Here is a 26678-nt window from a genome sequence, read left to right as displayed (position 1 = left end):
ACTTACTCTTGAAATCAAAGAGATTCACCACTATCAAAGATAATAACTTTAACCGTTTTAACGTGTAACTGTTACCCTGGTGACGATTACTTTGATAATAGGAGTGATGATTGATGAATTCAGCTGATAATAACCAAAATACGCAACCGCATAACCAAACTGATGCCACGTCAAATGTATTAGGCGAAGCAATAAGCGAATCTGAGCCAACTAGCGAACCAAAAATTATTGACAGTCAAGTAGATTTGACTACTTACCAAAATCGCATTGCCGAGCTTGAAGGTCAAATCAAAGAAGCCAAAGAAGCCCAGGCCCGTGCCAACGCTGAAGCCTACAATGCGCGTAACCGCATGGAGCAAGAAACCGAAAAAACCAAAAAATTTGCCTTAGAAAAATTTGCCAAAGACCTATTAGACACGGTTGATAACCTTGAACGTGCGATTGAAAATAGCCAATCCGACAATGATCCTGTGTTTGAAGGCGTCAAACTTACTCACAAATCGCTGATTGCGGTGCTAGAAAAATACGGCGTTAAAGTGGTCAATCCACAAGGCGAAACATTCAATGCCGACCTGCATGAAGCCGTGGGTATCGATCCAGAAGCAAGCGCCAACCAAGTCGGTCAAGTACTACAAAAAGGTTATACGCTACATGAGCGTTTATTGCGCCCAGCCATGGTTCGCGTAGGTAGCCAGGAAGCAAGCAGTAAATAATGGATTGACCGATTGGTAACAAATGTAGCAAAAAAATTTTGCTAACTGCTTGAAAAAAACCCTCGGTAAACCTATATAAAAATACAAGACAACGTGGTGCTCATCACCACTTATTATCAAAATAAAAATTGGAGAATTTAATTATGGCTAAAATTATTGGTATTGACTTAGGTACAACCAACTCATGTGTTGCAGTGATGGAAGGTGACAAAGTTAAAGTCATCGAAAATGCTGAAGGCGCACGTACCACCCCATCAATCGTTGCTTATAAAGAGGACGGCGAAATCTTAGTGGGTCAAGCAGCCAAACGCCAAGCGGTAACCAACCCACAAAATACCTTATTTGCTATCAAGCGTTTGATTGGTCGCAAGTTTGAAGACAAAGTCGTGCAAAAAGACATCGCCATGGTGCCATATAAAATTGTCAAAGCTGACAATGGCGACGCTTGGGTTGAAGTCAACGGTAAAAAATTAGCACCACCACAAATCTCTGCTGAAATTTTGAAAAAAATGAAAAAAACTGCAGAAGATTATCTAGGTGAAAACGTCACTGAAGCGGTAGTAACGGTACCTGCTTATTTTAATGACAGCCAACGTCAAGCCACTAAAGACGCAGGTAAAATCGCAGGTCTTGATGTCAAACGTATTATCAACGAACCTACAGCGGCAGCTTTAGCCTACGGTTTGGACAAAAAAGGCGGGCCAGACCGTAAGATTGCGGTTTATGACTTAGGTGGTGGTACATTCGATATTTCAATCATTGAAATCGCAGACGTTGATGGCGAGCAGCAATTTGAAGTACTTTCAACCAATGGTGACACCTTCTTAGGTGGTGAAGACTTTGACTTAGCCTTAATCGACTACTTGGTTGAAGAATTCAAAAAAGAAAACGGTGTGAACCTAAAAGGTGACCCGCTAGCAATGCAGCGCCTAAAAGAAGCGGCAGAGAAAGCTAAAATCGAACTTTCTAGCTCACAAAGCACGGATATTAATTTACCGTACATCACGGCAGATGCGACAGGTCCAAAACACTTAGTGGTAAACGTAACCCGTGCCAAGTTAGAAAGTTTAACTGAAGCGCTGGTCAACCGTACCATTGAGCCTTGTAAAATCGCACTGAGTGACGCCGGCTTAAAAGCGTCTGATATTGATGACGTTATCTTGGTAGGTGGTCAAAGCCGTATGCCACTGGTACAACAACGTGTCCAAGAATTTTTTGGCAAAGAGCCACGTAAAGATGTGAACCCTGACGAAGCCGTAGCGATAGGTGCAGCAATTCAAGGTGCGGTACTGTCGGGCGATAAAACTGACGTACTACTGCTTGATGTAACACCGTTAACGCTAGGTATCGAAACCATGGGCGGCGTGTTAACACCAATCATTGAGAAAAACACCATGATTCCAACCAAGAAATCACAAGTGTTTTCTACAGCGGATGACAACCAACCTGCGGTAACTATTCAGGTGTACCAAGGTGAGCGTAAAATTGCCGCACAAAACAAATTGCTTGGACGTTTCGATTTGACCGATATTCCACCAGCACCGCGTGGCGTACCGCAAATTGAAGTTACCTTTGACATCAACGCTGATGGCATCATGAATATCTCAGCTAAAGACAAAGGGACTGGTAAAGCACAAAGTATCCAAATCAAAGCCGACTCTGGTCTATCAGATGCTGAAATTGAGCAAATGATTCGTGATGCTGAAGCCCATGCCGCTGAAGATGCCAAATTTGCTGAACTTGCGCAAGTACGTAACGAAGCAGATGGCCGTATTCATGGCGTACAAAAAGCCATGAAAGATGCCGCTGACAAAGTGACCGATAGCGACAAAGCCGCAGTAGAAGAAGCTATCAAAGCGCTAGAATTGGCGGTAAAAGAAGATAATCTAGATGACATCAAGTCAAAACTTGAAGCCCTAGACAATGCCTTCTTACCGGTTAGTCAAAAAATTTACGCTGATGCAGGCGCGACTGCAGGAGCAGGTGATGCACAGCCACAACAAACCCAGCAAGATGATGGGGTTGTCGATGCAGAATTCACCGAAGTAAAAGATGACAACAAATAATCATTTAACCGGTTAAATCATCAATAAAATACCGCCTTACGGCGGTATTTTTTATTTTATTTGAAAATTTTTAAAAAAGGTGTTGACACCCATTCCAATTCACGTATAATACGCCACCACTGAGCGACAAAGAGTTTACAAATAAGTAAACAAGTTACGAAGCTTAGAAAGAATTAAAATAAAGCTTGACAGAGTAAACCAAAGCGTATTACAATATCAAACTCACCAAATGATAGACGATATCTTTGGTACACTAAATAACAACGAACACAAGAACAACTTGTGTGGATTTTCACTTAGGGCGATAAAATTAAGACTTTAATTAATTATATTGTCAGAGTGAAGATACTCGTAAGTTTATTTGAGCAAAGACAGTATAAATAATTGAGTCAACAAATTAAATCTATTGACACCGCTACGCGGTGACAATAGATAGAAAGATTAAACTGAAGAGTTTGATCATGGCTCAGATTGAACGCTGGCGGCAGGCTTAACACATGCAAGTCGAACGATGACTCTCTAGCTTGCTAGAGATGATTAGTGGCGGACGGGTGAGTAACATTTAGGAATCTACCTAGTAGTGGGGGATAGCTCGGGGAAACTCGAATTAATACCGCATACGACCTACGGGTGAAAGGGGGCGCAAGCTCTTGCTATTAGATGAGCCTAAATCAGATTAGCTAGTTGGTGGGGTAAAGGCCCACCAAGGCGACGATCTGTAACTGGTCTGAGAGGATGATCAGTCACACCGGAACTGAGACACGGTCCGGACTCCTACGGGAGGCAGCAGTGGGGAATATTGGACAATGGGGGCAACCCTGATCCAGCCATGCCGCGTGTGTGAAGAAGGCCTTTTGGTTGTAAAGCACTTTAAGCAGGGAGGAGAGGCTAATGGTTAATACCCATTAGATTAGACGTTACCTGCAGAATAAGCACCGGCTAACTCTGTGCCAGCAGCCGCGGTAATACAGAGGGTGCGAGCGTTAATCGGAATTACTGGGCGTAAAGCGAGTGTAGGTGGCTCATTAAGTCACATGTGAAATCCCCGGGCTTAACCTGGGAACTGCATGTGATACTGGTGGTGCTAGAATATGTGAGAGGGAAGTAGAATTCCAGGTGTAGCGGTGAAATGCGTAGAGATCTGGAGGAATACCGATGGCGAAGGCAGCTTCCTGGCATAATATTGACACTGAGATTCGAAAGCGTGGGTAGCAAACAGGATTAGATACCCTGGTAGTCCACGCCGTAAACGATGTCTACTAGCCGTTGGGGTCCTTGAGACTTTAGTGGCGCAGTTAACGCGATAAGTAGACCGCCTGGGGAGTACGGCCGCAAGGTTAAAACTCAAATGAATTGACGGGGGCCCGCACAAGCGGTGGAGCATGTGGTTTAATTCGATGCAACGCGAAGAACCTTACCTGGTCTTGACATAGTGAGAATCTCTCAGAGATGAGAGAGTGCCTTCGGGAACTCACATACAGGTGCTGCATGGCTGTCGTCAGCTCGTGTCGTGAGATGTTGGGTTAAGTCCCGCAACGAGCGCAACCCTTTTCCTTATTTGCCAGCGGGTTAAGCCGGGAACTTTAAGGATACTGCCAGTGACAAACTGGAGGAAGGCGGGGACGACGTCAAGTCATCATGGCCCTTACGACCAGGGCTACACACGTGCTACAATGGTAGGTACAGAGGGTTGCTACACAGCGATGTGATGCTAATCTCAAAAAGCCTATCGTAGTCCGGATTGGAGTCTGCAACTCGACTCCATGAAGTCGGAATCGCTAGTAATCGCGGATCAGAATGCCGCGGTGAATACGTTCCCGGGCCTTGTACACACCGCCCGTCACACCATGGGAGTCTATTGCACCAGAAGTAGGTAGCCTAACGAAAGAGGGCGCTTACCACGGTGTGGTCGATGACTGGGGTGAAGTCGTAACAAGGTAGCCGTAGGGGAACCTGCGGCTGGATCACCTCCTTAACTAAAGCACTAAGTGAGAATTCACAGCAAGTTGTTCTTGTGTATAAATAAGCTAATTCGAGGGTTACGGCTTTAGAATTTACTTCGTAAATTCTCTTGCACTCGGGCAAAGCGATGCTTTGCTAATCCTCGTTCAGGGTCTATAGCTCAGTTGGTTAGAGCACTGCCTTGATAAGGCAGGGGTCATAAGTTCAAGTCTTATTAGACCCACCATTAGATGAGCTTAGTAAGCGCAAGCGAACTTAGCGAAACCTATGTACCGCTACTTAATTGAGTCGTTACTTAATCGAGTAAAGATACATAAAACTTTAACCAGCTACAGTAATTAAGTAGCGGGGCCATAGCTCAGTTGGTAGAGCGCCTGCCTTGCACGCAGGAGGTCAGGAGTTCGACTCTCCTTGGCTCCACCATAATTAGCTTAACGTTATAAAGCAGACAGAGTAATTTAGTAAGTATTAAGAGATTACTTCAATCTGTTTTATCAGAAATCACGACCTGACGAAGGTCTGATAATTCAATAACAACATAGAGAAATGAGTCTGGGTTAATTATCAAGTTCCAACGAAGATAATTAACCTTTACCGCACCTTGCTGCCTTTAGCAGACAGGTGCGGTATAAAAGTAAAGAGAACTGAATCAAGCGTAAACATAGGTGAAGATCGTTACCATTACGAATATAACTCAAATAGAAAAGTGCAGTAAGCACTTGCTTGAAATCTCGAATTATTTCGAGATGCAAAGCAAGTAATAGCTGTCACTCATTTGGCAACAGATGAAGCTATTTAGGGTTGTATAGTCAAGTAATGAAGTGCACATGGTGGATGCCTTGGCAGTCAGAGGCGATGAAAGACGTGACAGCCTGCGAAAAGCGTCGGGGAGGCGGCAATATCCTGTGATCCGGCGATATCTGAATGGGGAAACCCACTTGTCATAAGACAGGTACCCCGCTATATTTTATAGCGGGGGGCAAACCGGGAGAAGTGAAACATCTCAGTAACCCGAGGAAAAGACATCAATAGAGATTCCCCTAGTAGCGGCGAGCGAACGGGGAGGAGCCGACTGATTATAATTTAGAGGAATGACTTGGAAAGGTCAATCGTAGAGGGTGATAATCCCGTACTCGAAAGGTTATAAGAAGCATATTAAGTAGGGCGGAACACGAGAAATTCTGTCTGAAGATGGGGGGACCATCCTCCAAGGCTAAATACTCCTGACTGACCGATAGTGAACCAGTACCGTGAGGGAAAGGCGAAAAGAACCCCTGTGAGGGGAGTGAAATAGAACCTGAAACCGTGTGCATACAAGCAGTCGGAGCCCCGCTACTTAATTATTTTGGAATGATAATGTTCTACGTATATATACTCAAAGGTGAAGATGGTTCGCATTATTGTGGATACACATCAGACCTAAGACAACGATTTGCCGCCCATAACAGTGGTGGAAACAAATCGACCAGTTACCAGCAATGGCAACTACTATACTATGAAGCATATCAAACAAAACAATTAGCAATGAGAAGAGAGCAAACGCTCAAACATCATGGCAAAGTTTACCAGTCCTTAATCAAGCGACTGGCAGAATAATTAAGTAGCGGGGTGACGGCGTACCTTTTGTATAATGGGTCAGCGACTTATATTCTGTAGCAAGGTTAACCGAATAGGGGAGCCGTAGGGAAACCGAGTCTTAATAGGGCGTCTAGTTGCAGGGTATAGACCCGAAACCGAGTGATCTATCCATGAGCAGGTTGAAAGTGACGTAACAGTTACCGGAGGACCGAACCCACTGTCGTTGAAAAGCCAGGGGATGACTTGTGGATAGGGGTGAAAGGCTAATCAAACTCGGTGATAGCTGGTTCTCCCCGAAAGCTATTTAGGTAGCGCCTCGGACGAACACCATTGGGGGTAGAGCACTGTTTCGGCTAGGGGGTCATCCCGACTTACCAAACCGATGCAAACTCCGAATACCGATGAGTGATATCCGGGAGACAGACGGCGGGTGCTAACGTCCGTCGTCAAGAGGGAAACAACCCAGACCGCCAGCTAAGGCCCCAAATTCCTAGTTAAGTGGGAAACGATGTGGGAAGGCACAGACAGCTAGGAGGTTGGCTTAGAAGCAGCCATCCTTTAAAGAAAGCGTAATAGCTCACTAGTCGAGTCGGCCTGCGCGGAAGATGTAACGGGGCTCAAACTAGGAGCCGAAGCTGCGGATTTAATTGTTTCAATTAAGTGGTAGGGGAGCATTGTGTAAGCCTGTGAAGGTGTGTTGTAAAGCATGCTGGAGGTATCACAAGAGCGAATGCTGACGTGAGTAACGACAATGCGAGTGAAAAGCTCGCACGCCGGAAGACCAAGGGTTCCAGTCCAACGTTAATCGGGGCTGGGTGAGTCGACCCCTAAGGCGAGGCCGAAAGGCGTAGTCGATGGGAAATCGGTTAATATTCCGATACTTGTTTATGATGCGATGGAGGGACGGAGAAGGTTATGCCAGCTTGGCGATGGTTGTCCAAGTGGAAGGATGTAGTTAGGTTTAGTAGGCAAATCCGCTAGACTATTAATGAGATCTGATAGCAAGCTGTACTTGTACAGCGAAGTGGCAAATACCCTGCTTCCAGGAAAAGCTTCTAAGCGATAGTCATAAACAAATCGTACCCGAAACCGACACAGGTGGTCAGGTAGAGAATACCAAGGCGCTTGAGAGAACTCTGCTGAAGGAACTAGGCAAAATGGTACCGTAACTTCGGGAGAAGGTACGCTGCCGATGGTGAGTAGTCACGCACTACAAAGCTATTGGCAGTCGCAGATACCAGGCCGCTGCAACTGTTTATTAAAAACACAGCACTCTGCAAACACGAAAGTGGACGTATAGGGTGTGATGCCTGCCCGGTGCTGGAAGGTTAATTGATGGGGTCAGCCGCAAGGCGAAGCTCTTGATCGAAGCCCCAGTAAACGGCGGCCGTAACTATAACGGTCCTAAGGTAGCGAAATTCCTTGTCGGGTAAGTTCCGACCTGCACGAATGGCATAATGATGGCGGCGCTGTCTCCAGCAGAGACTCAGTGAAATCGAAATCGCAGTGAAGATGCTGTGTACCCGCGGCTAGACGGAAAGACCCCGTGAACCTTTACTACAGCTTTACATTGAACTTTGACCTTACCTGTGTAGGATAGGTGGGAGGCTTTGAAGCAGGCACGCCAGTGTCTGTGGAGCCATCCTTGAAATACCACCCTGGTAATGTTGGGGTTCTAACTCAAGCTTAACAGAGCTGAGGACAATGTATGGTGGGTAGTTTGACTGGGGCGGTCTCCTCCTAAAGAGTAACGGAGGAGTACGAAGGTGCGCTCAGAACGGTCGGAAATCGTTCGAAGAGTATAAAGGCAAAAGCGCGCTTAACTGCGAGACCCACAAGTCGAGCAGATACGAAAGTAGGTCTTAGTGATCCGGTGGTTCTGTATGGAAGGGCCATCGCTCAACGGATAAAAGGTACTCTGGGGATAACAGGCTGATACCGCCCAAGAGTTCATATCGACGGCGGTGTTTGGCACCTCGATGTCGGCTCATCTCATCCTGGGGCTGAAGCAGGTCCCAAGGGTATGGCTGTTCGCCATTTAAAGAGGTACGCGAGCTGGGTTTAGAACGTCGTGAGACAGTTCGGTCCCTATCTACCGTGGGCGTTGGAAATTTGAGAGGATCTGCTCCTAGTACGAGAGGACCAGAGTGGACGAACCTCTGGTGTTTCGGTTGTGACGCCAGTCGCATTGCCGAGTAGCTATGTTCGGATGGGATAACCGCTGAAAGCATCTAAGCGGGAAGCCCACCTTAAGATTAGATTTCCCTAAAGAGCCGTTGTAGACTACGACGTTGATAGGTTGGGTGTGGAAGCATAGTGATATGTGTAGCTAACCAATACTAATTGCTCGTTTGGCTTGACTATACAACGCCTAAATGGCTTTGTAGGTAATAACGATATTCACCTCGCTTGATATAGCTCATACTTTACTTCTAAAACAACTCATTTCTCTATCCCCCTTTGCTGACGATAATAGCTTGGAGGTCCCACCTGATCCCTTCCCGAACTCAGAAGTGAAACTCCAATGCGCCAATGGTAGTGTGGTTCGCCCATGTGAGAGTAGGTCATCGTCAGCTCCCTATCCCAAAACCACCCCCCTTACATCAGTAAGGGGGGGTTGCTTTGTAGTCTATCAAGATTTTTTATATTTGGTTATCATGTTATTTTAATTATTTTTAGTTATCTTTAGTTATCTTGCGTTAATATCTTATTTGCTACATAGCTTTACGCATTTTCACACTGTAAATTTTTGAATTCTATATACTGATTATATCAATGTCGATCCTTTTCCAACCTTAGGTAAACATTTGATATTTGCTAAGAAATTACAAATATAATTAAAAGTTTAGGATAAAAAAATGACACATAAGCCCGTTAAGCCAGAGCCAGATATGAATATTCAGCAAGGCAATGGTGGTGAAACTCACCAACAAGCTGATAATAATTCAACCAATTTAACCACGCAGCAAGGGATTGTTATTGCAGACAATCAGAATTCGCTAAAAGCGGGTCGCCGTGGTCCTGCATTGCTAGAAGATTTTATTTTACGTGAGAAAATTACCCATTTTGACCATGAACGTATTCCAGAGCGTATTGTGCATGCGCGAGGTAGTGCGGCGCATGGTTATTTCGAGTTGACTGAGTCATTAGAGCAATATACTACTGCTAAAGTGCTTACTGAGGTAGGTGAGCAAACACCTTTATTTACCCGTTTTTCGACGGTAGCGGGTGGCGCAGGATCAATTGATACACCGCGTGATATTCGCGGTTTTGCTGTCAAAATTTATACTAAAGAGGGAAACTGGGATTTGGTGGGTAATAATACCCCAGTATTCTTTATTCAAGATGCTATTAAGTTTCCAGATTTGGTTCATGCTGTCAAGATGGAACCGGATCGTGGTTTTCCACAAGCTGCCTCAGCGCACGATACTTTTTATGATTTTATTTCATTGAGTCCAGAAACATTGCACAATTACTTGTGGGCAATGAGTGATCGCGGCATTCCACGCAGTTTGCGTATGATTGAAGGCTTTGGTATCCATAGTTATCGCTTTATTAATGCCCGAGGTGAAAGTGTGTTCTTCCGTTATCACTGGCGTCCACGTTTGCAGCTTCAATCACATGTGTGGGATGAAGCAGTGAAAGTTGCCGGTGCTGATCCAGACTATCATCGTCGTGACTTATTTGAAGCATTACAACAAGGTGATGAGGTTATTTGGGATTTTGCTGTTCAGTTGTTCACCCAAGAACAAGCGGATGAATTCCCTTTTGACCATCTAGATGCTACCAAGCTTATTCCAGAAGAGTTGGTACCACTCAAAATAGTTGGTAAGATGGTATTAAACCGTTATCCCGATAACTTCTTTGCTGAGACAGAGCAAGTGGCTTTTTGTCCAGCAAACATCGTACCAGGTATCGACTTTAGTAATGACCCATTATTACAAGGTCGTTTATTTAGTTACCTTGATACCCAGCTGTCGCGTTTAGGTTCACCAAATTTTGCGCAGTTGCCAATTAATGCACCAAAATGTCCATTCCATAATATGCAGCGTGATGGTCATATGCAGATGCAAATTCCGAAAGGGCGCGTTGCTTATGAACCACAAAGTTTAGAGCCAGAAAAACCGCGTGAAAATCCCGCAGTAGGCTTTAAATCATTTGCTGAGGATTTAAGCCAAGGCAATGATACAGTTAAAGGTCGTATCCGTTCTGAAAGTTTTGCAGACTTTTATAGTCAGCCACGTATGTTCTATCGTAGTCAAACACCTATTGAGCAGGCGCATATTGCTTCATCAATTGTTTTTGAACTTTCAAAAGTTGAGACGCCCTATATCCGTGAACGCATGGTTGCGCAGCTGTTAACGGTTGATGAAACATTGGGCAAACGCGTTGCCGATGGGTTAGGGATGAAATCCGTGCCAAAACCGATTGAGCCCACGGTTCCAGTGCAAGATTTGCCATTGTCGCCAGCTTTACAGTTGATTGGCAAAGCTAAACCAACGCTTGAAGGTCGTAAAGTCGCTATTTTAGTTGCCGATGATTCAAATGCAGAAATGCTTGAAAAATATAAAGCAGCGATTACAGCAGCAAAGGCAGTACCGTTTGTAGTAGCGCCAAAAATTAGTATTACCTTAAACAATGGTGAAACCATTGCGGCTGACGGTCAATTGGCGGGTTCACCTTCTGTATTGTTTGATGCAATCGTTAGTATCATTATGCCGGAGCAAGCGAAAAAATTAGCCAAAATGAGCGAGGCGATTGCGTGGTTTAAAGACGCGCACGCCCATCTAAAAGCGATTGCTTATTGCGGTGCGACCGATGAATTTATTCTAATTCCTCAGCACATTGAGAAAGATGCCAGTGTGGTGGCTTTAAAGGAAATAGATACCTTTATTGAGAAGGCCAAATCGCGTGAATGGGATCGTGAGCCTAATGTGCGTGATTTAGCATAACTCATCAACCCCGCAACAAAAAAGCTAGCTTAATAATAAGCTAGCTTTTTATTTATTTGGCGGAAACGGAGGGATTCGAACCCTCGATACGCTATTAACGTATACACACTTTCCAGGCGTGCGCTTTCGACCACTCAGCCACGTTTCCAATCGAGTTGCAATTCCAAAATATAGGTAATCGCAAAACGGACGCCTATTTTACCCAAAATAATGCCAAATGTCATGTATAATTAATCAATTTTCATCGATGGCTAGAGTTGGTAAGTTAGAGCGTATGAGTTGTCATCAGCGTTTTTCCCACAAATCACTGTCACAGATGCTAGTAGTGATAGCTTTATCCTTATTGCCCTTATGGGCACATTCAAGCACCTCTTTAGATTATCGTAAACAGCACCTCAATCAATGTGGCAATACCTATGCTAACCAACAAAGTCCACAGCCACTCTCGAATCAACCACTTGAGATTTATTATCTATGTCTAAATGGCTTTGCTGTGGGGTATTCGTCACTCAGTAAAACCGCTTTGTGGTCAGCGGAGTATTTGACGCGAGCGCGTATTGAAAAAGCGAGTGAACTATCTAGGGTTGATAATTTTCACGAGGAAAGTCAGCTGCCTAATCGGGTTAAAGGCTACTTAACTGATTATCGTAACGTACCTTATGATCGTGGACATCTAGCGCCGAATGCAGATATGAGTACGCTTGAATCACAATATGACAGTTTTAGCCTCGCCAACATTGTACCGCAAAATCCTGTCAATAATCGTAGCACTTGGCGAGACATTGAGTCCCGTACCCGTTATTTAGCGATCAAACACAACCGTATCTATGTGGTGACAGGGGTGGCTTTTATCAGTAATCGAGTTAAGAAAATTAATAACAATATATTAGTACCCAGTCATCTGTATAAGGCAATTTATATTCCAAGTCTACAACAAGCAGGGGTTTATTTTGTCCCTAATGATGATAGTCAGCGCGTGGAAGTCATTAGTCTGGATGAATTGGCGGTAAGAATAGGTGTAGATGCCATGCCAGGCTTGTCAGGAAAGGTACAAAAAACGGCAATGACGCTGCCTATCGATGACTATTCGAGCGCTACAAAAAACAAAAACACGCCAAAATCAGAACCTGATAACCAGCAAATTTTATTAGTCTTAGTTAATTTAGTCTTGACCATTTTTGAATGGATAATCAGCCTATTTAAATCCTAAAAATGGTAATTATACACAAATGACTGATTAGTCAGTTTACGCTTTTGGGATTTTTTCAAAAAATAATCATTTAAAAATCAAATACTTAATTATAAAAAAACGAGAAATTTTGCCCTGTAAGGATGTAGAAAACTATTAGTAACTTTTGCGTATTAAAAAATATCTTTACCTCAAAACCATTTTGGCTATAATGATTGTTAATGGTACTGCATCTCACTTCCCTTACTTTTTTGCAGTGCGCTACAGAAGGAACTGTTATGAAAATTTCTCTTAAATCAATCAGCGTTGGTGTTGCTCTTTCTACTTTAAGTGTTGCTGCAATGGCAGCTGACCCAATTGTTGGTAACTGGCAATTAACGGAAGACGGTAATCCAAAAGCGGTTGTTACTATCTCGCAATCAGGCGCTGGTTTTAATGGTGTGGTCACTTCTGGTCAAACTGAAAAAGCAAAAACCTATGTTGGTAAATCTGTTATCATGAATGCAAAACCAGCGGGCGATGGTAAATATGTGGGTAAAGCTAAAGATCCTCGTTGGGGCTTCTTGCCAGCAGTAAATGCGGACATCACGTTAAGTGGTAACAAATTAACCCTAAAAACCCTGAAGGGTTCTGAAGTGTTAACTCGTAAATAATGAAATATTTATTTAAAGAGCCAAAGTCACTACTTTGGCTTTTTTATTGTCTACAGTTTTAAGTCTACAATTAAAATTTTAAAAAGGGTAAATATCGTATTTACCCCCTTTTACTATATTTTATGAATTATTCAATACGTTCACCATGAACGGCTAAGTCAAGCCCAGTGTACTCATCTTCATCAGTGACACGTAAGCCCATGGTTAATTGAATCACTTTGGCAATAAGGAAAGTCACAATCGCGCAGTAGATGATAACCGCAAACACGCCTTCTAATTGCACCCACACTTGACCCATAGTTGATAAAGCCAGTGGTTTGCCAGTGATAGCAGGACTCACAAAGACACCTGTCAATATGGCACCGACGATGCCACCAACGCCATGCAATCCAAACGCGTCCAAGCTATCATCGATTTTTAATAGACGTTTGAGATAGTTGACTGCATAAAAGCAAACCAATGAGGTGATAATGCCAATCGCTAATGCGCCTGCTACCGTCACAAAACCTGCCGCTGGGGTGATACCGACTAGACCTGCTACTGCACCTGATGCACCGCCTAATACAGAGGCTTTACCACGGACTAATTTTTCGATGGCAAACCAAGTCAATGCCCCTGCCGCTGCCGCTACTTGCGTGACGAGTAGGGCATTACCTGCCAATGCATTTGCCGCCAACGCACTCCCGCCATTAAAGCCAAACCAACCTACCCAAATCAAACCCGTACCAATTAAGGTTAAAGCCAAGTTTGAAGGTGCCATTGGATCACGGTTATAGCCATTACGTTTACCTAAAACCGCCGCCAACACAATACCTGCTACACCTGCATTAATGTGCACGACCGTACCGCCTGCAAAGTCTAGCGCACCATCTGCCATCAACCAGCCGCCGCCCCAAACCCAGTGACAAATCGGTGCATACACCAATAATACCCAAAGGGCAGTAAACACCATGAAGCTACTAAATTTAATACGTTCAGCAATCGAGCCTGCTAAGATTGCCACAGTGATAATGGCAAAGGTCATTTGAAAAGTGACAAATAACAGGGTGGGTACGGTACCGGTTAAATCACCTAACCCAATATTAGATAACAGGGCATTATCAAAACCGCCAATAAATTGATTAAAATCGCTACTACCAAACGCCAGCGAATAACCCAACACAATCCAAATGATAGATACTAACGCCGTGGCACCATAGCTGTGTGCCATCGTCCCTAAAATATTCTTTTTGCGCACCATACCTGAGTAAAACAACGCCAACCCTGGAATAGTCATTAGGAGCACTAATGCAGTAGAAATTAATACCCAAGCCGTGTCGCCTGCATTTAGCGTAGGCGTGTCAGCAGCATGAGCCACCAATGGAGATAACAACAATAATGATAAAATTGATTTGGTAGATACTAGTGGCTGTGAAAATTTGGCAAAAGCTGCCCTTGTAATGACGGCATTCATCGTAACCCCCTTAAAATTATTTGAGATAGTCGTTAAGCTGCTTGATAGGTCTTCGTTAATGTTTAAAGGATGGTCAACTTTAAAGTTTAACAAGCGCTGCGGCAACGACAGTCATGATAGTGTTAGATAGCATTAGCGCCCGTTTCACCCGTACGGATACGAATCACTTGTTCTAATGGTGATACAAAGATTTTGCCATCACCGATTTTGCCCGTGCTAGCCACGCGAGTGATAGCTTCAATCGCTGCATCAACCATTTCGTCAGTCACTGCAATTTCTAACTTAACTTTGGGCAGGAAATCAACCACATACTCAGCGCCGCGGTACAATTCAGTATGACCTTTTTGACGACCAAAACCTTTGACTTCGGTAACAGTGATACCTTGAACACCAATCTCAGAGAGTGACTCACGTACATCATCTAGTTTGAACGGTTTTAAGATAGCCGTAATTAATTTCATAATAATTTCCTTTTAAGTGCCGCTTATGGTTGGGTTAGTTACTATTTGCTGCAGTGGCTTAATAGCAGTTACCCTAAACAGCATTTGTATAGCGAGTTGAAAATGGTAGTTTCGATAATTCAAAAGCTATGCCAACTTTCATAAACGTCCTATTTTTAAGGGGGTAAAAAATACAACCTATTGAAAATAAAGCAAAAACTTTTTTGTGGTTTCAATGCGACCATCACACAGAAAGCGTAATTTTATTATAGCGAAAAAATAAAAATTCCTCTAATTTAAATCAGCTATTGCACCAAAAAGGTTATTTGGGTGCCATTAACGATTTTGTAGATAAATTTTAGAATTATTTTAATAATTAGCGATAAAAACAAAAATATTGCACTAAAAAAGTGCATTATACTTCCTAAAATCGTTGAATTTGTTGGGTAATATAGATAAAAGTATATCCGCATCACAAAAATCATAGCATTTAAACCGTCTTTTATTGCTGCCACTACAAAACATGAAAACTCACATTTAATCGCAAAACTTTTTGTCATAAAATGGTATGATAGAAAACGTTTTTTAGCTTATGCGGCAAGTATGGTTATTGCCTTAGTTAGCGGTACCTTTATTTAAGTGTTACAAGTTTAAGTGTTACAAGGAATTCTCGTGAGCCAACTCTCTGCCACCCAATCACCCGTTTCACCTGCTTCAACCAACCAAAGCATGCCATCAGCATCAAGCATGATTCAACGTGGCAATGGATTACAAGTGGTGGTTGGACTTGGCAAATCAGGCTTGTCGGCAGTCAACTATTTACACGCGCTTGGTTACCCAGTAGCTGTCACTGATGCAGGTCTGCCCAAACTTGCCGAGCATTTGCCAACCAATATAGTGACCAAGTTTGGGGCACTAGATGGCGAGCTGTTGTCAGTGGCAGATCGCATTATCATCAGTCCTGGTATCGACCCTTATTTGCCGGTGTTTGATGGCGCACGTGCGAGAAAAATCGCGATTGTCAGTGATATTCAATTGTTCCATGAGGTAGCTAAACAGCGAGATATTCCGATTATTGCAATTACCGGCTCTAATGCCAAAAGCACTGTCACCACACTGGTTGGCGAGATGGTCAAAAATGCGGGGGTTAAAGTCGGTGTCGGTGGTAACTTGGGAACGCCCGCGCTTGATTTGTTACTTGAGCCCATACAGATGGCGGTGCTTGAGTTATCCAGTTTTCAACTACAGACCACCACCAATTTGGCCGCTAAAGTAGCCACTGTGCTTAACATGTCGCCTGACCATCTAGATCGCCATGGCAATATGCTTGGCTATCACCAAGCCAAACACCGAATCTTCCAAGGCGTGCAATCCATTGTGGTCAACCGCGAGGACTTGCTTAGTCGCCCGTTGGTAGCCGATGATATGCCCACCCTTACCTTTGGTAGTAACGCACCGGATATGAATCAGTACGGATTGATAAAAGATAGCGATGGTGAAATCTGGTTAGCCCGGGGTCGTGAGCGCTTACTCAATGAAAAAGACGTGCCGATCAAAGGTGAACATAATTTGGTGAATGCGCTGTCAGCCTTAGCAATTGGCGAGTTGGCGGGTCTGCCGTTAGAGAGTATGTTGACAACATTGAAAAACTTTGTCGGGCTGCCACATCGCTGTGAATTTATCACAACCACCCATCAGCTCGATTGTTTTGACGACTCCAAAGGCACTAACATTGGCTCGACCATCGCGGCAATTTTGGGGCTAGGTAAAGTATATGCGCCCAAAGGCAAAAAACTCGCTGTGATTTTGGGCGGGCAAGGCAAAGGTCAAAACTTTGCTGAACTGGCAAAACCCCTGATGGATTATGCGCAAGTGGTGTACTTTATTGGTGAAGATGCCGATAAAATCGCGGCTGATTTGGCATCAGCGGGGTTAGATGCTCACAATCCTGCAGGGATTGTGTTAACCAAATGCCAAACCTTGGAACAAGCGGTCAATCAAGCTTGGCAAGACCAGCCAACATTCCCCGCGTTAGGTGTATTACTGCTATCACCTGCTTGTGCAAGTTTTGATCAGTTTAGTGGCTATGTGGAACGTGGACAAGTTTTTCAACGCTTAGTCAAACCCCAATAATCATTCGCTAGTGTATTTTTAATATTTAGGTTGTGTTATGCCCGCGCCCCATTCGACTTCTTCGTCACTTTCTTCATCCCTCTCAGCTAACAGCGTTTCTGCTAAGAAAAGCCGCCAGTGGATTCCGCCCATCAATTCGGTGCTATTGACCACGGTAGCAACCATCATGGTATTTAGTCTGTTGATGGTGGCGTCCGCATCAATACCTTTTGCACAAACCAAAAAACTGGGTGATTTTTACTTTTTTTATCACCAATTGGCGTACATGGCAATCGGTGCAGTTCTTGGTTTACTGGTATATTTTATCCCGCTTCGCAAGACGTTTCGCTTAGATTTTATTATGTATGCGCTGCTGGCTTGTCTTTTACTGATTATTTATACGCTAATCGGTGGGTCAGTGATTAACGGCAGTAAACGCTGGATTGAACTGGGTGGTATCAATTTTCAGCCCTCTGAACTGGCAAAATTGTTGATGATTTTGTACACCTCAGATTATCTGGTGCGCCGATCAGAAGAAATTCGCAACCATTGGAAAGGCTTTTTGCGGCTAACACTGATAGCCATGGGGCTGATATTATTTATCATGTTGCAGCCTGACTTCGGCTCGGTGGTGATTATTGCGACCTGTATTGCGGCGATGATTTTTGTCGGTGGCTTACCCATGCGCCAGTTTTTTATCATCATGGGTGCCATGTTTTTGGCAGGCACCATGGCGATTATGGGGGCAAGTTACCGACTAAAACGGGTAACCTCATTTTTAGATCCGTTTGATGACTTAAAAAATAGTGACTATCAGCTAGGTCGCAGTATTGTAGCCTTTGCCCGCGGTGAATGGTTTGGTGTCGGCTATGGGGAAAGTATCCAAAAACTCTCCCATTTACCGGAGGCGCATACCGACTTTTTACTAGCCATTACCGGTGAAGAGTTAGGCTTAGTGGGTGTGTCGTTTTTACTGGTGTTACAAATTATTTTGGTCACCACGGTTATGCGCATTAGCTACCAAGCGCTAGCACGGCACCAAACACGCTTAAGCTATTTTGCGTTTGGGGTTGGGATTTTATTTTTTGGGCAAATTTTTGTTAATGCCGGCATGACCATGGGGATGCTACCTACCAAAGGGTTGACCATGCCATTTTTTAGCTATGGTGGTTCTTCTATGGTGGTTAATCTGATTATCGTCGGATTGTTGATGCGAATTATCAAAGAAAGCCCAACGATTCCTGCCAATCAATGTCGTTATTATTAATGGGTTGCCAAAAGATTTTGTAAGCTATCGACTTTTATACGCTGTTTGCCTTGCAGCGGCGTATGATTCCATTGGCAAACCGCCTGCTCGAGCATCGTGGTTGGTTTATCCATATCAATCGGCGGCTGTTGTAATAATTGCAGTGCTGTTTTGATAAGTTGTGGTGCAGGGTAGGATTGAATCGGCTCAGCAAGCGTTTGTTTAGACAGTTTTTGCCCTTGTGCATTCACCAAAATGGGTAAGTGGTAGTAATGCTGGTGAGGGGAAAAATTTAAATAATCCGCAATCACCATTTGCGGTATCGTCAATGGTAATATATCCAGACCACGCACGATTTGATTGACGCTTTGAAGCGCGTCATCAATTACTACCGCAAGCATATAATTAATCATGCCTTTGCTGGCTGTTTGAGCCTTTGAAAAAGACGGTTCAATGCGCCGCCTTCTGACCACAATATCACCCTGTTCTCGTTGCGGATTGCCCAAAATCACCCCTTGCAGCTGATCAAAAAAAAGCATTGGGTTATCTGGCATCACTAAGCGAATGGCATGATCGCGTGATAGCCGTTTATGGGCACAGATTCTGGGATAAGGGTATTGGGTGTTGGGGTGGGCGAGTTGATAAGTTTGCAGGAATTTACGACTGCAATCACAGCCATAACTTACTGCTTTTAGTTGCTCATCTAATAACGCGTGATACGTGTTTAGGTGTTGTGACTGGTAGCGAATGTTACCATCCCAGTGCAAACCCAATCGATCCAAATCTGCTAAAATCAAATCGCTAAATTTTGGATGACAGCGCTCAGTATCGGTATCTTCAATGCGTACTAGCCACTTGCCTTTTGCTTGCTTGGCGATACAGTAACTGGCAATCGCCGTCACCAGTGACCCCAAATGCAAAGCTCCCGTCGGAGAGGGAGCAAAGCGTCCAATAACAGGAGAGGTTGATAAATTAAGCATGACCCCATGCTTGTTTTTCTTTAATCTCTGATAAGGTTTTGCAGTCGATACATTGGGTCGCGGTTGGACGGGCTTCTAAACGACGCAAACCAATTTCTACACCACAAGTCTCACAAAAACCGTAATCACCACTGTCAATCTCAGCAATCGATTTATCAATCTTGCGAATCAGTTTACGCTCACGGTCACGCGTGCGCAGTGCCAACGCAAACTCTTCTTCTTGGGTGGCGCGGTCATTAATATCAGGCATCGCCGTTGATTCATCTTGAATATAAGATTTGGTTGATTCAGCTTCGCTAATTAACTGCTCTTTCCAATCTAATAAAATTTTTCTAAAATGCGCAAGCTGTGCGTCATTCATATATTCTTCTTCAGCCGCTGGCTGATATGGGGTAAAGCTTAATTCACGTTCATTTTGGGCAGATGCCATAGCTAATTCCTTTAAAAACCGATAGTGATACAATTTTAAGTTTACAATTTCATTACGAGTTCAGCACTTAAGGCAATGACATCGCGTTATTCACGCTTTAAACACTGCAATTCGCCAGTATATGAAATCAAACTAAAATAAACGCTAAAACCTTAATAAACAAGCTAACCAAACTTTCACGACATTAAATTTATGAACATAAGTTCAACAAACATGAAAAATTAGTCAGATAGTATCTGTTCTTTTGATACCAGTTGCAAGTAACCCATTGTTATATAAATTTATCCAACGTAAACCAGGCGCAATTTCGTCAATGGTATAATCTTTACACAAGGGTTTAAACTGTATGCTAGTCGATGGGCAGCCAAATACCGATATCCCATAATTAATCTTATGCATTTCTTGGTGAATATGACCGACAAATATCGCTTTAATGCGGTCTAGATACGGCATTACGACCTCCCAAAAACGGTCCGCATTGATTAGGGTGTACTCATCAAGCCATGCTGAATCGATTAACACCATCGGATGATGACAAAAAATTACACAAGGGCGATTGGCGTTTGCCAACTGTTGCGCCAGCCACCGCAATGACTGCTCGTCAATCTTGCCATGACTGTGCCCCTCACAAGAGGAGTCTAATAACAGTAAGTCCCAATAATCGGTGTCAATACTATAGCAGTTTTGCAGGCGAGTATCTGCTTTGACAGGCAAATGACGGCGCTGGGTAAAGGGTAAATGACTATCCAGCTCTAGGGTCACATCATGATTGCCTGGGATGGCTATAAAAGGAATGTCGACGTCGTTTAAGGTTGCAAATAAACGGTCATAATTCTGTGGGGTAGGTTCATGGCATAAATCCCCCGTCAGTACCAACAAATCAACATTATCGCGCTGTTGTCGGACCAAGGATAATACCGACGCAAATGTGTCTGCGGTATTAACACCATTCATTAACTTATTAGGGTCATCAAAGAGATGCAGATCACTTAATTCAATGATTGAAAAATAATCAGCATGGTGTTGTGATATCGAACTTGGCAGTAACGTCACTCAGTTATCCTTAGAATAATGACGGTAATCGTATCAGTACAACTTTATCAAACAACGGTTAATTGACTTAAGTCAATCAAATAAGCCATGTTTTATATCACAAATGCGCATAATTGACAAACACAATAGCAAAATAATTGTTGGCAGAGTCTGATTCTAAGCATTCGATAAAAAAAGGTGACTATTGGCAGCGCTGACAAACACCTGAAAGCTCAATAATGCTTGACTGAGTGGCAAAATTGGTTGACTGCTCAACCTCAGTTAGCATGGTCTGGATAGATGGGTGGCTAAACTCTTGTACCTCGCCACAGCATCGACAGACCAAAAAAGCGGCAACATGGCGATCGGTGGGCTGAGAGCAAGCAAAAAATGCCTTGCTAGAATTTAATTGGTGAACCAAGCCATGCCTGAGCAAAAACTCCAAACTACGATATACAGTTGGCGGTGCGACGACTTTTTCGCTCGCTGATTGCAGCAAATCCAATAATTCATACGCCCCAATGGGATGGGCGGCAAGTAAAATCAAACGATACACTTGCTCTCGCAGCGCAGTAAAACGTAAACCTTGCGCTTGGCAATCTTGTTTTATCTGAGCAATCTGTGATTCAATCTGCTCGACCGTCATTTGTGGCATACACATGGACATAGATAGGTGGCGACAATTTGCGTCGTAACTATTGGTTGATTGACTATTGGCTGATTGAATAGAATTTTCAGTTGATTGAATAAAACGTTGGGTCATATCACATAAAATCATCAATAACTATCAACTTACTTTAGCATGAAAACCGCATAATTTGTCTGAGAAATTAGTGGTTCGGCTTTAAAAATATCCAACAATATAGCAAGTCTAATAGCATATTATTTATAATGACTGGCGATTAACATCAGCATAGATAAAACAACCTTTAGCCAAATTTTTAATCAAGATTCTGCTATACTACTTTCATCATTCCTGCCCACAATCAGCCAGCCCTTATTTTGCTATGTCAAAACCTGCCAAGCCATTTGACCCACAGTCTATCCAACAATCCATCAACAAGCAGTCGTGGCTGATACTTGGGCTGGTCGCCATCGGGATTGCATGGGATGTTTGGCAAGGCAATAGCCAGTATATGGTGAGTAAAAATCTGCTAGCAGGTAGTGTGCTAGGGTGGGTGAGTCAAATCATCTTTGCTAAAATTTCCCTGAGCAAATCGGGCTATCAGCAGCGTCGTCAAATTGTTCATCGTTTTTACCAAGCGCATATGGTAAAGTGGCTGTTGACCATTGTTGGGTTTGCACTGATTTTTCTGCTATTAAAACCGCTAAACGCCATTGCGGTATTCGCGGGCTACTTAATTTTGCAAATGAGTTACCTCATTATCACTTACCGAAATCCTTGGTAAAAAAAGGCTATTTACAATTATTTGGTAATAACAGAAATAACCTAAACTAAATCACAAATAAATCTATTTAATCCTTTACAAAAAGGTAACAGTTGAATTAATATAGTGAAAATTTTTTAAAGGTGCGATTGCTCAGCGCTAATTGGCTAAAAAGAATTAGTTTTCAAGCAATTGCATATATGTTTTACTGATGACCCACTTATTTGAGTCAAGCAAAACACAGTAGGTCGATAGCCTATATTATTACGTTGATAAACAATCCGTTTATTCACGGTTCATCACCTTAGTTAAGCAGATTGCTTAAACGCCTCGATGTGCCTTTGACGTCATGTTTGCACTTCTCATTGAGTATCATCAGCTCAGTTAGATACGATTATAGTGTTAAGTTACAAATTTTTGTGATTAGACAAAATATCTGACGCTAACTCCCTCTATTATCGGCTCAATATAAAAAAGAAGTTAAGATTATGGCAGAAGCAAACGCAGAAATTACTTCAAATGAGTATATCAATCACCACTTGACCAACTGGACTTTTGGTAATCACCCAACAGAAGGTTGGATAGTTGCCGAAACCAAACAGCAAGCTTCTGAAATGGGTTTCAATGCGATTCATTTAGACTCAATGCTGTGGTCGATTGGTTTAGGGGTTCTTTTTTGTGCCATTTTTTATACGGTAGCAAAAAGAGCGACCTCGGGTGTACCCGGCAAAATGCAAGCTTTTATTGAAATGATTGTGGAGTTTGTTGATAGTAACGTTCGTGATACTTATCATGGCACATCAAAAGTTATTGCGCCATTAGCACTGACTATTTTTGTGTGGATTTTCTTGATGAACTTCATGGATCTTCTGCCAGTTGATTATTTGCCTGTCATTGCACAAAAAATTGGTGGTCTACTAGGACATAACCCACACCATGTTTACATGAAAGTCGTACCAAGTACTGACCCAAATGTGACGCTTGGTATGTCGTTCTCAGTATTTGCACTGATTATTTTTTATAGTATTAAAGAAAAAGGTTTTGGCGGTTTTATTGGTGAATTAACCCTTCATCCATTTAGCGCAAAAAACCCAATCGCTAAAATCTTATTGATTCCAGTGAACTTTATCCTAGAGTTTGTAACTCTAATCGCAAAACCTATCTCACTTGGCTTACGACTTTTTGGCAACATGTATGCAGGTGAGTTGATTTTCGTATTGATTGCTTTAATGCCATTTTATCTCCAATTTTTATTATCAGTACCGTGGGCTATCTTCCACATTTTAGTAATCACTTTGCAGGCGTTTATCTTTATGATGTTGACTATCATTTATCTGAGCCTTGCAAGTCAAACTGACCATTAATTTTTAACCATGAGGATATTTCGATGAATCCAGAACTAGCAAGCATGACAGTATTAGCCGTTGCTCTACTTATTGGTCTAGGTGCATTAGCCACAGGTATCGGTTTTGCCATCTTGGGTGGTAAATTCTTAGAGAGCGTTGCTCGTCAACCAGAACTAGGTTCACAACTACAAACTCGTATGTTTATCGTAGCAGGTCTTCTTGACGCCGTGCCAATGATCGGTGTGGGTATTGCTATGTTATTGTTATTCGCAAATCCTTTAGCAGGTTAATAGGTACACTATCAGTACAATGTCCACATCATTTTATGTGGACAAGGATTGAAGAAACTTAATTAACGAGGGATTCTAAGTGAATATCAATGCAACCCTAATTGGACAATCGATTGCATTCGCCATCTTCGTGATGTTTTGCATGAAGTTTGTGTGGCCGCCTTTGGTTGCTGCTATTTCGGATCGCCAACGTAAAATCGCAGATGGCCTAAATGCTGCCGAAAAAGCCAAAGCAGACTTAGCAACTGCATCACAAGTTGCAGAGCAAGAGCTTATCGCAGCAAAAGCAAAAGCCGCTTCACTCATTGAGCAAGCGAACAAAAGCGCCAATCAAATGATTGAAGAGGCCAGAGTGCAAGCACAAGTGGAAGGCGAACGTATTCGTCAACAAGCGCGTGAAGCAATTGATCAAGAAATTAATAAAGCCCGTGAAAGTTTACGCGCGCAGGTTGCAGAACTTGCCGTACTCGGTGCCGAAAAAATCTTACAAGAAAAGGTCAATCCAGAAACTCATGCCAATATGTTAAACCAATTGGCAGCCAAGTTATAAGTAGCAACCGTACAGTGAGGATATGATGGCTGATTTATCAACCTTAGCAAGACCCTATGCAAAAGCAGCATTTGATTATGCTAAAGAGCATCACGCTATCAATGAGTGGCAAGATTACTTAAACGTGATGAGTGCCATCGTTAGTGATAAAGCATTTGCCGATTATATCAATAATCCAGCAGTTGCTGCACAAGCTAAAGTCGCTACTTTAAAAGACCTTTATAACCAAATTTCACCTGAAGATAGCAATACCGTGTTTAAAACTCTAAGCACCGCTATTGAGGGTGGGGCACAAGCAGATTCCAATGCTTTTGTTAATTTTTTGACGCAACTTGCAGAGCAAGATCGTTTGGCATTATTACCCAGTATCAATGAGCGTTTTGGTTTATTAAAAGCCGCTGATGCAAAAGAAGTTCATGCGTATGTCACATCGGCATATCCATTAACGCAAGTGCAAGAGCAACTCATTGAACACCGACTTGCTACCTCCCTAGGCGCGAAGGTCGTACTACATGTCAGTGTAGACCCTGCCCTGATTGCAGGTGTGACGATTAAGGTCGGTGACAAAGTAATCGATGACTCTGTACGTGGCAAATTAAAACAGTTAAAAACACAGCTGACGGCATAAATTTCAACAAAATTGATTCTAGTCAGTAAAATTTAAGGAACAGTGCAATGCAACAATTGAATCCAGCGGAAATCAGTAATCTGATTAAGCAGCGAATTCAAGACCTGACTGCGGGTGCCACAGCAAAGAACGAAGGCACTATTGTCATGGTATCTGACGGTATCGTACAGATTCATGGTCTTGAAGATGCCATGTACGGCGAAATGATTGAGTTTGAAGGTGGCGTATATGGTATGGCGCTAAACCTTGAACAAGACTCAGTCGGCGCGGTTGTTCTAGGTGAATACTTGAATCTCCAAGAAGGACAAAAAGCTTACTGTACTGGTCGTATTTTAGAAGTACCAGTTGGACCCGAGCTTTTAGGTCGTGTGGTAGATGCACTGGGTAATCCTATCGATGGTAAAGGCCCAATTAACGCCAAGTTAACGGATAAAGTTGAAAAAATCGCCCCAGGCGTTATCGACCGTCAATCAGTTGATGAGCCAGTAATGACAGGTTATAAAGCTGTTGATACCATGATTCCAATCGGACGTGGTCAACGTGAGCTTATCATTGGTGACCGCCAAACTGGTAAAACAGCCATGGCAATCGATGCGATCATTGCGCAAAAACACTCGGGCATTAAATGTGTATATGTAGCCGTTGGTCAAAAACGCTCAACCATCGCAAACGTGGTACGTAAACTAGAAGAAACAGGCGCACTAGCTTATACAACGGTTGTGGTTGCATCGGCTTCTGAACCAGCAGCGCTACAGTACATCGCGCCATACTCTGGTTGTACTATGGGTGAATACTTCCGTGACCGCGGTGAAGATGCGCTTATCATTTATGATGACTTATCAAAACAAGCCGTAGCCTATCGTCAAATTTCATTGCTATTACGTCGTCCACCAGGACGTGAAGCTTACCCAGGTGACGTATTCTATCTTCACTCACGCCTATTAGAGCGCGCTTCACGCGTGAATGCTGAGTATGTAGAAAAATTCACCAACGGTGCTGTAACAGGTAAAACAGGTTCGTTAACTGCCTTGCCAATTATCGAAACCCAAGCGGGTGACGTATCAGCATTCGTACCAACCAACGTGATTTCAATCACTGATGGTCAGATCTTCCTAGAGTCAAGTTTATTCAACTCAGGTATCCGTCCAGCGGTGAATGCGGGTATTTCAGTTTCTCGTGTGGGTGGTGCCGCGCAAACTAAAATCATCAAAAAATTGTCAGGTGGTATCCGTACCGCATTGGCACAGTATCGTGAATTGGCAGCGTTTGCACAGTTTGCTTCTGACTTAGATGACGCGACCCGTAAACAGCTTGACCATGGTCAACGTGTGACTGAATTGATGAAGCAAAATCAATACGCACCAATGAGCATCGCTGAACAAGCTGCGGTAATTTATGCCTCTAACGAAGGCTATCTAGCTGATGTTCCCGTCAACAAAGTGGGTGCATTTGAAGCAGGTTTGTTACGTTACCTACGTGACCAACATGGTGATTTTATGGCAGACATTGATAACACTGCCGACTATAATGATGATATCGCAAACCAGTTCAAATCAGCGATTGAAAACTATAAGCAAAATCATTCATTCTAAGATTTAGTGAAATTTTAGAACTGCATTGTCATAGAACAAATGAACAAAGGGGTTATGATTACTTTGTTCATTTTTCCA

Annotated in this window: 19 protein-coding genes, 3 tRNA genes and 3 rRNA genes; 18 read left to right on the top strand and 7 right to left on the bottom strand. The window is 43.2% G+C overall.

The genetic code is table 11. From position 1 onward, the window contains the following. Positions 1–113 precede the first annotated feature (113 nt). The 8 genes from grpE (at position 114) to AXE82_RS07015 (ending at position 11271) form a co-directional block, all read left to right on the top strand. Positions 114–713, top strand: a complete 600-nt coding sequence (grpE, locus tag AXE82_RS07050; RefSeq protein WP_062332997.1) for a nucleotide exchange factor GrpE — start codon at positions 114–116, stop codon at positions 711–713. 143 nt (positions 714–856) lie between these two features. After that, positions 857–2779, top strand: a complete 1923-nt coding sequence (gene dnaK, locus AXE82_RS07045; protein WP_062332994.1) for a molecular chaperone DnaK — start codon at positions 857–859, stop codon at positions 2777–2779. 443 nt (positions 2780–3222) lie between these two features. Further along, a 16S ribosomal RNA gene (locus AXE82_RS07040) occupies positions 3223–4754 on the top strand. Positions 4755–4890: 136 nt separating this feature from the next. Beyond that, a tRNA-Ile gene (locus AXE82_RS07035) sits at positions 4891–4967 on the top strand. Positions 4968–5088: 121 nt separating this feature from the next. After that, a tRNA-Ala gene (locus AXE82_RS07030) sits at positions 5089–5164 on the top strand. A 384-nt stretch (positions 5165–5548) separates the two neighbouring features. Then, positions 5549–8683, top strand: a 23S ribosomal RNA gene (locus AXE82_RS07025). A 98-nt stretch (positions 8684–8781) separates the two neighbouring features. Further along, positions 8782–8895: ribosomal RNA gene (gene rrf / locus AXE82_RS07020) — 5S ribosomal RNA — on the top strand. The 16S, 23S and 5S rRNA genes sit together here with 2 tRNA genes alongside, the layout of an rRNA operon. A gap of 282 nt (positions 8896–9177) precedes the next feature. Beyond that, positions 9178–11271, top strand: coding sequence for a catalase (locus AXE82_RS07015; protein ID WP_062332991.1), 2094 nt, complete (start codon positions 9178–9180; stop codon positions 11269–11271). Between the two features lie 57 nt (positions 11272–11328). On the opposite strand, the gene AXE82_RS07010 is transcribed toward AXE82_RS07015, so the two are convergent. Next, positions 11329–11419 (bottom strand) — tRNA-Ser (locus AXE82_RS07010). Positions 11420–11545: 126 nt separating this feature from the next. On the opposite strand from AXE82_RS07010, the gene AXE82_RS07005 reads away from it, so the two are divergent. Both AXE82_RS07005 and AXE82_RS07000 read left to right on the top strand, forming a co-directional pair. Continuing rightward, positions 11546–12481, top strand: coding sequence for a DNA/RNA non-specific endonuclease (locus AXE82_RS07005; protein ID WP_062332988.1), 936 nt, complete (start codon positions 11546–11548; stop codon positions 12479–12481). 257 nt (positions 12482–12738) lie between these two features. Further along, the gene (locus tag AXE82_RS07000) at positions 12739–13113 is read left to right on the top strand and encodes a DUF2147 domain-containing protein (RefSeq protein WP_062332985.1); all 375 of its coding nucleotides are present in this window, start codon (positions 12739–12741) and stop codon (positions 13111–13113) included. Positions 13114–13240: 127 nt separating this feature from the next. On the opposite strand, the gene AXE82_RS06995 is transcribed toward AXE82_RS07000, so the two are convergent. Further along, positions 13241–14566, bottom strand: coding sequence for an ammonium transporter (locus tag AXE82_RS06995; protein ID WP_062332983.1), 1326 nt, complete (start codon positions 14564–14566; stop codon positions 13241–13243). A gap of 122 nt (positions 14567–14688) precedes the next feature. After that, the gene (locus tag AXE82_RS06990; RefSeq protein ID WP_007115809.1) at positions 14689–15027 is read right to left on the bottom strand and encodes a P-II family nitrogen regulator; all 339 of its coding nucleotides are present in this window, start codon (positions 15025–15027) and stop codon (positions 14689–14691) included. A gap of 726 nt (positions 15028–15753) precedes the next feature. Here AXE82_RS06990 and murD point away from each other — a divergent pair. Together murD and ftsW are read left to right on the top strand one after the other, a co-directional pair. After that, on the top strand, positions 15754–17139 hold the full coding sequence (gene murD, locus AXE82_RS06985; protein ID WP_228140551.1) for a UDP-N-acetylmuramoyl-L-alanine--D-glutamate ligase: 1386 nt from the start codon (positions 15754–15756) through the stop codon (positions 17137–17139). Positions 17140–17176: 37 nt separating this feature from the next. Further along, entirely contained in the window at positions 17177–18385 is a 1209-nt protein-coding gene (gene ftsW, locus AXE82_RS06980; protein WP_172460479.1) for a putative lipid II flippase FtsW, read from the top strand. Here the strand turns inward: ftsW and gluQRS are convergent. The 4 genes from gluQRS to AXE82_RS06960 form a co-directional block, all read right to left on the bottom strand. Next, entirely contained in the window at positions 18382–19344 is a 963-nt protein-coding gene (gluQRS, locus tag AXE82_RS06975; RefSeq protein ID WP_062332980.1) for a tRNA glutamyl-Q(34) synthetase GluQRS, read from the bottom strand. The genes ftsW and gluQRS overlap by 4 nt on opposite strands. After that, positions 19337–19774 carry an RNA polymerase-binding protein DksA gene (dksA, locus tag AXE82_RS06970; protein ID WP_036594643.1) on the bottom strand — a complete coding sequence of 146 codons (438 nt, stop codon included), beginning with the start codon at positions 19772–19774 and terminating at the stop codon, positions 19337–19339. Before dksA ends, gluQRS begins: the two co-directional genes overlap by 8 nt. Before the next feature lie 225 nt (positions 19775–19999). Continuing rightward, entirely contained in the window at positions 20000–20827 is an 828-nt protein-coding gene (locus AXE82_RS06965; protein ID WP_062332977.1) for a metallophosphoesterase, read from the bottom strand. A 181-nt stretch (positions 20828–21008) separates the two neighbouring features. Further along, positions 21009–21569: a Fur family transcriptional regulator gene (locus AXE82_RS06960; RefSeq protein WP_227713370.1), complete on the bottom strand. Its 561-nt coding sequence runs from the start codon at positions 21567–21569 to the stop codon at positions 21009–21011. Between the two features lie 244 nt (positions 21570–21813). Between AXE82_RS06960 and AXE82_RS06955 the strand changes: the two genes are divergently transcribed. The 6 genes from AXE82_RS06955 to atpA all read left to right on the top strand — a co-directional run bounded on the left by AXE82_RS06955 (position 21814) and on the right by atpA (position 26600). Next, entirely contained in the window at positions 21814–22215 is a 402-nt protein-coding gene (locus tag AXE82_RS06955) for an ATP synthase subunit I (RefSeq protein ID WP_062332974.1), read from the top strand. Positions 22216–22682: 467 nt separating this feature from the next. Continuing rightward, positions 22683–23558 carry a F0F1 ATP synthase subunit A gene (gene atpB, locus AXE82_RS06950; protein ID WP_062332971.1) on the top strand — a complete coding sequence of 292 codons (876 nt, stop codon included), beginning with the start codon at positions 22683–22685 and terminating at the stop codon, positions 23556–23558. 44 nt (positions 23559–23602) lie between these two features. After that, entirely contained in the window at positions 23603–23830 is a 228-nt protein-coding gene (gene atpE, locus AXE82_RS06945; RefSeq protein ID WP_264622234.1) for a F0F1 ATP synthase subunit C, read from the top strand. Between the two features lie 79 nt (positions 23831–23909). Continuing rightward, complete coding sequence (locus AXE82_RS06940) at positions 23910–24380, top strand: F0F1 ATP synthase subunit B (protein ID WP_062332969.1); 471 nt, start codon at positions 23910–23912, stop codon at positions 24378–24380. Between the two features lie 25 nt (positions 24381–24405). Further along, positions 24406–25008 (top strand): F0F1 ATP synthase subunit delta, encoded by a 603-nt coding sequence (locus AXE82_RS06935; RefSeq protein ID WP_062332966.1) that lies wholly within the window; start codon positions 24406–24408, stop codon positions 25006–25008. 47 nt (positions 25009–25055) lie between these two features. After that, the gene (gene atpA / locus AXE82_RS06930; protein WP_062332963.1) at positions 25056–26600 is read left to right on the top strand and encodes a F0F1 ATP synthase subunit alpha; all 1545 of its coding nucleotides are present in this window, start codon (positions 25056–25058) and stop codon (positions 26598–26600) included. Positions 26601–26678 lie beyond the last annotated feature (78 nt).

It is taken from the genome of Moraxella osloensis (assembly GCF_001553955.1).
In the GTDB taxonomy this organism is placed as follows: Bacteria; Pseudomonadota; Gammaproteobacteria; order Pseudomonadales; family Moraxellaceae; genus Faucicola; species Faucicola osloensis.
Note: the sequence above shows the minus strand (reverse complement) of the source record. Positions and strands in the feature narration are given on the sequence as shown.

Coding starts and splice junctions, on each gene's coding strand:
- atpA (WP_062332963.1), top strand. CDS start 25,056: ATGCAACAATTGAATCCAGCGGAAATCAGTAATCTGATTAAGCAGCGA.
- dnaK (WP_062332994.1), top strand. CDS start 857: ATGGCTAAAATTATTGGTATTGACTTAGGTACAACCAACTCATGTGTT.
- murD (WP_228140551.1), top strand. CDS start 15,754: ATGATTCAACGTGGCAATGGATTACAAGTGGTGGTTGGACTTGGCAAA.
- ftsW (WP_172460479.1), top strand. CDS start 17,177: ATGCCCGCGCCCCATTCGACTTCTTCGTCACTTTCTTCATCCCTCTCA.
- dksA (WP_036594643.1), bottom strand. CDS start 19,774: ATGGCATCTGCCCAAAATGAACGTGAATTAAGCTTTACCCCATATCAG.
- AXE82_RS07000 (WP_062332985.1), top strand. CDS start 12,739: ATGAAAATTTCTCTTAAATCAATCAGCGTTGGTGTTGCTCTTTCTACT.
- gluQRS (WP_062332980.1), bottom strand. CDS start 19,344: ATGCTTAATTTATCAACCTCTCCTGTTATTGGACGCTTTGCTCCCTCT.
- AXE82_RS07015 (WP_062332991.1), top strand. CDS start 9,178: ATGACACATAAGCCCGTTAAGCCAGAGCCAGATATGAATATTCAGCAA.
- atpB (WP_062332971.1), top strand. CDS start 22,683: ATGGCAGAAGCAAACGCAGAAATTACTTCAAATGAGTATATCAATCAC.
- AXE82_RS06960 (WP_227713370.1), bottom strand. CDS start 21,569: ATGACCCAACGTTTTATTCAATCAACTGAAAATTCTATTCAATCAGCC.
- AXE82_RS07005 (WP_062332988.1), top strand. CDS start 11,546: ATGAGTTGTCATCAGCGTTTTTCCCACAAATCACTGTCACAGATGCTA.
- atpE (WP_264622234.1), top strand. CDS start 23,603: ATGACAGTATTAGCCGTTGCTCTACTTATTGGTCTAGGTGCATTAGCC.
- grpE (WP_062332997.1), top strand. CDS start 114: ATGAATTCAGCTGATAATAACCAAAATACGCAACCGCATAACCAAACT.
- AXE82_RS06955 (WP_062332974.1), top strand. CDS start 21,814: ATGTCAAAACCTGCCAAGCCATTTGACCCACAGTCTATCCAACAATCC.
- AXE82_RS06995 (WP_062332983.1), bottom strand. CDS start 14,566: ATGAATGCCGTCATTACAAGGGCAGCTTTTGCCAAATTTTCACAGCCA.
- AXE82_RS06935 (WP_062332966.1), top strand. CDS start 24,406: ATGGCTGATTTATCAACCTTAGCAAGACCCTATGCAAAAGCAGCATTT.
- AXE82_RS06990 (WP_007115809.1), bottom strand. CDS start 15,027: ATGAAATTAATTACGGCTATCTTAAAACCGTTCAAACTAGATGATGTA.